General features: G+C 61.0%; 8 protein-coding genes and 1 pseudogene. 7 read left to right on the forward strand and 2 right to left on the reverse strand.

Features of this window, described 5'->3' with window-relative positions:
• The 7 genes and pseudogenes from ACYVD0_RS11685 to ACYVD0_RS11715 all read left to right on the forward strand — a co-directional run.
• Nucleotides 1-270, forward strand: a pseudogene (locus ACYVD0_RS11685) (IS1595 family transposase); the annotation flags it as partial.
• Nucleotides 271-530: 260 nt separating this feature from the next.
• Nucleotides 531-761, forward strand: a complete 231-nt coding sequence (vapB, locus tag ACYVD0_RS11690) for an AbrB/MazE/SpoVT family DNA-binding domain-containing protein (protein WP_460426974.1) — start codon at nt 531-533, stop codon at nt 759-761.
• The gene (gene vapC, locus ACYVD0_RS11695; protein WP_460426975.1) at nt 761-1,171 is read left to right on the forward strand and encodes a PIN domain-containing protein; all 411 of its coding nucleotides are present in this window, start codon (nt 761-763) and stop codon (nt 1,169-1,171) included. Before vapB ends, vapC begins: the two co-directional genes overlap by 1 nt.
• Before the next feature lie 16 nt (nt 1,172-1,187).
• Nucleotides 1,188-1,643, forward strand: a complete 456-nt coding sequence (locus tag ACYVD0_RS11700) for a hypothetical protein (RefSeq protein ID WP_460426976.1) — start codon at nt 1,188-1,190, stop codon at nt 1,641-1,643.
• 112 nt (nt 1,644-1,755) lie between these two features.
• A complete protein-coding gene (locus tag ACYVD0_RS11705; RefSeq protein WP_460426977.1) occupies nt 1,756-2,730 on the forward strand; it encodes an HNH endonuclease family protein in 975 nt (324 codons plus the stop codon).
• A gap of 221 nt (nt 2,731-2,951) precedes the next feature.
• Complete coding sequence (locus ACYVD0_RS11710; protein WP_090902978.1) at nt 2,952-3,242, forward strand: nucleotidyltransferase family protein; 291 nt, start codon at nt 2,952-2,954, stop codon at nt 3,240-3,242.
• Nucleotides 3,243-3,250: 8 nt separating this feature from the next.
• Entirely contained in the window at nt 3,251-3,607 is a 357-nt protein-coding gene (locus ACYVD0_RS11715) for a HepT-like ribonuclease domain-containing protein (protein ID WP_460426978.1), read from the forward strand.
• Here ACYVD0_RS11715 and ACYVD0_RS11720 read toward each other — a convergent pair whose 3' ends face one another.
• Both ACYVD0_RS11720 and ACYVD0_RS11725 read right to left on the reverse strand, forming a co-directional pair.
• The gene (locus tag ACYVD0_RS11720; protein WP_460426979.1) at nt 3,608-5,107 is read right to left on the reverse strand and encodes a UvrD-helicase domain-containing protein; all 1,500 of its coding nucleotides are present in this window, start codon (nt 5,105-5,107) and stop codon (nt 3,608-3,610) included. It lies immediately after the preceding gene.
• A gap of 112 nt (nt 5,108-5,219) precedes the next feature.
• A partial coding sequence (locus ACYVD0_RS11725; protein WP_460426980.1) for an MBL fold metallo-hydrolase occupies nt 5,220-5,846 on the reverse strand: 627 nt, incomplete at its 5' end.

Consider the following 5,846-nt stretch of genomic DNA (forward strand, 5'->3'; position numbering starts at 1 on the left):
TTTGCCAAGGCAGAAGGCATCACCCATCGGCCGGTCAATCCGAGCCAGAAGCGCAGGGTCGACGGGCCTTTTCACATCCAGAACGTGAACGCCTACGACAGCCGACTGAAGAGCTGGATGACTCCCTTTCATGGGGTGGCCACCCAGTACCTGACCCATTACCTTGGATGGCGCCGCCTGCTCGAGCGCTACAAGACGCAGCTCAATCCATTGATTTGCTTGAGGGAGGCGCTGGGGCGAGCAGCCATGCAACAGCTAACTCAGACATAGCCATGTTTTATCCCCAGCCTTGGTGAATAAGGCTGTGGAAAAGGCGGCTGGCCTCACGTGGGATGCGCGCCAGCATGGGGCGGTCAAAAACTGACCAGAGCGCAGGGGGATCGCAAATTTGCGAGGGAGGGCCGGCGATCTCTACGCAGTTGCACTGGCGGCATAGACAAATGTTTCACTCCTGGCCGTATATCCCATTGACATATTCCTTGCTAAATTTATTATGGGATATACGTTTGACATATCCATAGAGGTGCAAAGTGGACCAAGGCTCTGTTTTCTTGAGCAACCGCAGTCAGGCGGTGCGCTTGCCTAAGGCCGCAGCGTTTCCTGATGAGGTGAAGCGTGTCGATGTTGTTGCAGTCGGCAGAACCAGGATCATCACCCCGGCCGGCGAGTCGTGGGATAGCTGGTTCGACGGCGCTGGCGTTACCGCCGACTTCATGACCGAGCGGGAGCAGCCCACTGAGCAGGAGCGGGAAGGTTTCTGATGCTCAAGTTCATGCTCGACACCAACATCTGCATTTTCACCATCAAGAACCGGCCTCAGCAGGCGCGCGAAGCATTCAAGCGCCACCATGGCCAGATGTGCATCAGCACGGTGACCTTGATGGAACTGATCTACGGAGCGGAGAAATCCGCAAACCCTGAGCGAAATTTGGCGGACATTGAGGGTTTCGCGGCGCGTTTGGAGATACTGAAGTATGACCAGAACGCTGCAGCACACACAGGTCAGCTTCGCGCAGAGTTGGCTAAAGCAGGCACGCCGATTGGGCCCTACGACCAGATGATTGCCGGGCATGCCCGTTCACAAGGCCTGATTCTGGTCACAAACAACCTACGCGAGTTCGACCGTGTGCCGGGCTTGCGTATTGAGGACTGGATAGTACCCAGCGCATAACCGAGGAAATGCCGAGATGAGTAGTATCGTGCCCGAGCACGGGATAGTCCGAAACGATGTGGATGATGGCTGGTATGTCTTGCCGGTCAAGAATAGTCAGTCCCCAAAGCCTTTTTTCGACGTGAGCTACCGCTGTGATCCTTCTGCCAGCTATGCAGCGGCAAAGGAGTTTAACGCGATACTTCGGCCATATAAGGACAGAATCAAAAACTACCGTAGGCCACGCAGCAATAAGTCCCATCTTGATTTGCCAGTTGGTATCACTCTTGCCACTGTCATCCGGTCAAAGCAGGGTCAAAATACAGGCGATGTTATCTATAACTTCAAAGTCAGCACATTCAACGGTAAATCGACAACCGTATATATTGGGACCGAAAGAACCTGGCTGCAGAACTACGACAATAAGCTCAAGAAGGCAATGGATGTGCGAAGGCGCTTCCGTGAACCATTGTTGAAAACCGAGTGCAACTGACCTCTTGATGAAATTAATAGCTAGAGTTCACACGACAATTATTTTTTGAGTTTTCGTGCAAGCAGTCCTTTCCGCCCGATCATTCCATTAGCCCAAGCAACAAGGATTCTCTGTGAAAACGAGCAGTCTGGCTCTCGCCTTCATTCTTTCCATGGTCGGTCAGTATGTTCTGGCCGACGCCCCTGAGTCGTTCGAGAAAGCAAAGATCGCCCTGCGCGAGAAAGTCTACTTCGACCGGCAAACTTCCGATGTCGGGGACCTGTATTGCGGTTGCCGCTGGAAATGGATGGGGAGATCCGGCGGACGTATCGACCTGGAGTCCTGTGGCTATGAAGTTCGGGCCGACAGCAACCGCGCCCAACGCATCGAGTGGGAACATATCGTTCCGGCCTGGGTGCTCGGGCACCAGCGGCAGTGTTGGCAGAAGGGCGGCCGGGAGAACTGCAAGACGAGCGATCTGGTGTTTCGCCTCATGGAGGCGGACATGCACAACCTGTCGCCCACGATTGGGGAAGTGAACGCGGACCGCAGCAACTACCGCTATGGCATGCTGCCCTCGACGCCGGCGCAGTATGGAGCCTGCCCAACCAGGACGGATTTCAAGCAGCGGGTGACCGAGCCTCGAGACGCGGTGAAGGGCCTGGTTGCCCGGGTGCAGTTCTACATGCACGACCGCTACGGGCTGTCGATGTCGCGCCAGCAGCAGCAACTGTTCATGGCCTGGAGTCGGATGTATCCAGTCAGCGCCTGGGAGCGCGAGCGCGATCAGCGGATTGCGAAGGTCACGGGCCACCACAACCCGTTCGTGACGGGCGAGCGCACCTGGACGCTGGGGCACAAGCCAAGCCGGGAAGGTCTGGCCGGGCAGGGTACGGCTACGCCCGCCCGCCGGCAGGTAGCGCAGCCGGTGCAGGTTGCCGAGGAGAGTGGCAGCGCCCCGGTGATCGGCAACAGCGCCAGCAAGGTCTACCACCTGCCGGTCGGCTGCCCGAGCTACGAGCAAGTGCAGGAAAAAAATCGTGTCTCGTTTGGCTCGGCGGCGGATGCAGAAGCCGCTGGTTTCCGCCGAGCCGGGAACTGCCGGTAGGTCGCAGGGCGGCACGCTGAGCGGATGCAATGCAGAGCTTCGTAGCTATCGACTTGGGATTTGGCGTGCTGCCGTTATCCTGGCCACAAATAACCGAGGAAAGCGATGGACACCCCAATTGCTCTGCCCGAGGGCTGGAGCGCTGAGGGTCATTGTCTTTCCCCTGGGGTTAAGCAATTCTGAAACGGGGTTTCCCAGATTTCATTATGGAGAGGAACGGCATGAAACCTTCAGTAGCTCTTGACGCCAATCGGGAGGCTATCCGTCGCGTGGTGGAGTCCCACCGCGCCTGCAACGCTCGCGTGTTCGGCTCCGTCGTCCATGGTGACGATGGGGAGGGCAGCGATTTGGACATTCTCATCGACCCGACGCAGGAAACGACCCTCTTCGACATCGGGGCGATCCGGCATGAGCTGCTGCAACTGCTCGGCGTGCCAGTGGACGTACTGACTCCGAAGGCGCTGCCCGAGAAGTTCCGGGCGACGGTTCTTGCCGAGGCGGTGCCGGTATGAGTCGAGACATGCAACGCCTGGCCGACTATCTGGCGCATATCCTTGAAGCCATCGAGCGTATCGATCGCTACACCGAGGACATGAGCGAAGTAGCGTTTCTGGAGAGCGAGATGGCTCAGGACGCCGTGATTCGTAACTTCGAGATTATCGGCGAGGCCAGCCACAACATCGAAACGCACTACCCGAAGTTCGCCGCCTCTCACCCGGAGTTACCCTTGGCGGCCGCTTACCAGATGCGCAACGCCGTAGCGCACGGCTACTTCAAGGTGGATCTGGAAATCGTCTGGAAGACGATTCACCGCAATCTTCCAGGGTTGTATCGACAGGTGCAGGCGGTAGCACGGGAGCTACCTGCCGATGACTGATCACGCCGCTGCTGGCGCTTTCTTCTGGAAGGCCAGCGGCGCGTCCGGTTTCCTGCCGTCGCGGCGGTCGACGAACTCCTGCATGATCCCCAACACGGTCGAGTTGACGGCCAGCACCTGCATGGCGCGGGTGCAGGCCACGTAGAGCAGGTTCAACTCGTCCACCCAGGCCTCCGGGTCGTTGTCCGACTTGAAGGGCTCGAAGGAGAAGTCCTCGGCGAGCTGAACGGCATCCCACTCCAGCCCTTTGGCCCGGTGCGCCGTGCTCAGGGTGATGTCGGCTTCGAGTTCGTCGGTGACGGCGTTGCGCCGTAGCTTGGCGAACAGCTCCGGCAGATTCTTGCTGTACTGCTCGACGATCTTGACCGAGCGGGTCATCTCGGAGTCCTGGCTTTCGAAAGCGACCTCTTTGTAGAGGTCGTAGCTGGGATAATCCTGGAGGAGTTTTTTTCCCTTGATCCGGTCGGGCTTGTCCTTCGACAGGGCGTGCAGGTCTTCGAGATCCTGCAGGTTGTAGCCCTCGATACCGCCCACCCAGAAAATCTTCGCCCCGGTTTCGACCCAGGCCAGTGCCTCCTCGATGACGCCGACCACGGTGCGGCAGAGGATCGCCCGGTGTTCCAGGTCGGTGGGCAGGGTCTTGGCAATGCGCGTCGGCTGCCCAAGGCCTGCCAGTTGCCGGCGCTCGCCCTTGAAGTGCAGGATCATGTTGGCGACGTGGGCCGCTGCCGGCCCGAAGCGGAAGGACTGGGTGAGATAGTGCACCTCGGCATCGGCCAGCCAGGGGGCATCGAGGGCGTCGACGGCGCCCCGGAAGCGGTACAGCATCTGGTGACCATCGCCGCAGACGACCACACCCATGCCGCAGGCGGCCTGCTGCGCCAGGATGCCGGCGATCACCGGGTTGATGTCCTGGGCCTCGTCGCCCAGCACGATGTCGAAGCGGGTGCTCACGTCCGGCTTCGACAGCGCCCACAGCTTCAAGTAGCCGTCATGGGGGATGGGCGTGGCGTGGTTGTTCACGTCGCACATCTGCGCCCAGAGCCGGCGGGTGGCCTCGACGATACTGTCGGCGGCCCGTCGCATGCGCTCGTTCTGCAGTTTTTCTGCGGGGAAATGGAACAGTCCGATTTTCTCGTCTGCGCTGGCGAGGTAGTTGCTCAAGGTGTCCTGGACGCTGCGCACCATTTCCCAATTCTGGGAGTTGATGGCCCGGGCGATGTCGGTGAGGCGCAGGTTTCCGAGCTTGTGCTTGTACTTCGTACCGACAGCGCCGTAGGCCAGGCCGTGGGCGGTCTTGCAGGTCACGTTGAGGGGGAATTTCTGCTTGGCGGCCACCTCGACGCTCTTGTTGTAGCAGAGGTACAGAATCCGGGCCTGCGGACGGGCCTGGGCGTAGCCGACCAGGGTCGTGGTCTTGCCGGTGCCGGCGAAGGCGACGAGCTTGAGGATTCTGGCCTGCGATCTGATCGCCGGCTCCTGTTCGTGGGTGAATTGCATGTGTCTGGCCTCGCGCATGCGCTGCAATGGTGGTTGCAGGCCATGCTACCTGCCAGCCGGAAAATCCCAAGGCGCTGGCCGGGCGGCGCCTTGGGCGCGTGTTGCGGTGCGGCTAGTCCTTGACGGGCAGCACCAGAGGTCCGGCTTCCTGCGGCGCATCGTCCTGCCAATCGCCCTCGGCCACCCCACGCCACCACGGCTCCACCGCCTCGACCCGGGCCGGCTCGACCGGCTCGCCGAGGCGCGGCATCACCAGTCCCTCCGGGGCTTGCGCCAGCAGCACATCCGCCGGTTGGGACCAGGGGTGCATCGCCAGGTTGAAGGTGCCCCAGTGCACCGGCAGGAGACACCCGCTGCCCAGTTGTGCCCAGGCCTGCAGGGCGTTGTCCGGCCCCAGGTGAATATTCCCCCAGGCCGGGTGGCAGGCGCCGACCTCGAGCATCACCAGATCGAAGGGCCCGAGCCGCCGGCCGATCTCGGCGAAGGCCGGCGACAGCCCGGTGTCGCCGCTGAAGAACACCGCATGGTGCTCGCCGCGCAGGGCAAACGACGACCACAGCGTCACGTTGCGATCGCGCAGCCCACGTCCGGAGTAGTGGTGTGCTGGCGCGGCGGTGATCGCCAGGCCTCCCGGCAGCACGGTGCGTTCCCACCAGTCGAGCTCGACGATGCGCTCGGCCGGCACGCCCCAGGCCTCCAGATGCAGGCCGACGCCGAGCGAGGTGACGAAGGGCACCCG

It is taken from the genome of Azotobacter armeniacus (genome assembly GCF_054779355.1).

Excerpts from the sequence above, each read along its gene's own strand:
- ACYVD0_RS11720 (WP_460426979.1), bottom strand. The coding sequence starts at position 5,107 with ATGCAATTCACCCACGAACAGGAGCCGGCGATCAGATCGCAGGCCAGA.
- vapC (WP_460426975.1), top strand. The coding sequence starts at position 761 with ATGCTCAAGTTCATGCTCGACACCAACATCTGCATTTTCACCATCAAG.
- ACYVD0_RS11710 (WP_090902978.1), top strand. The coding sequence starts at position 2,952 with ATGAAACCTTCAGTAGCTCTTGACGCCAATCGGGAGGCTATCCGTCGC.
- ACYVD0_RS11715 (WP_460426978.1), top strand. The coding sequence starts at position 3,251 with ATGCAACGCCTGGCCGACTATCTGGCGCATATCCTTGAAGCCATCGAG.
- ACYVD0_RS11700 (WP_460426976.1), top strand. The coding sequence starts at position 1,188 with ATGAGTAGTATCGTGCCCGAGCACGGGATAGTCCGAAACGATGTGGAT.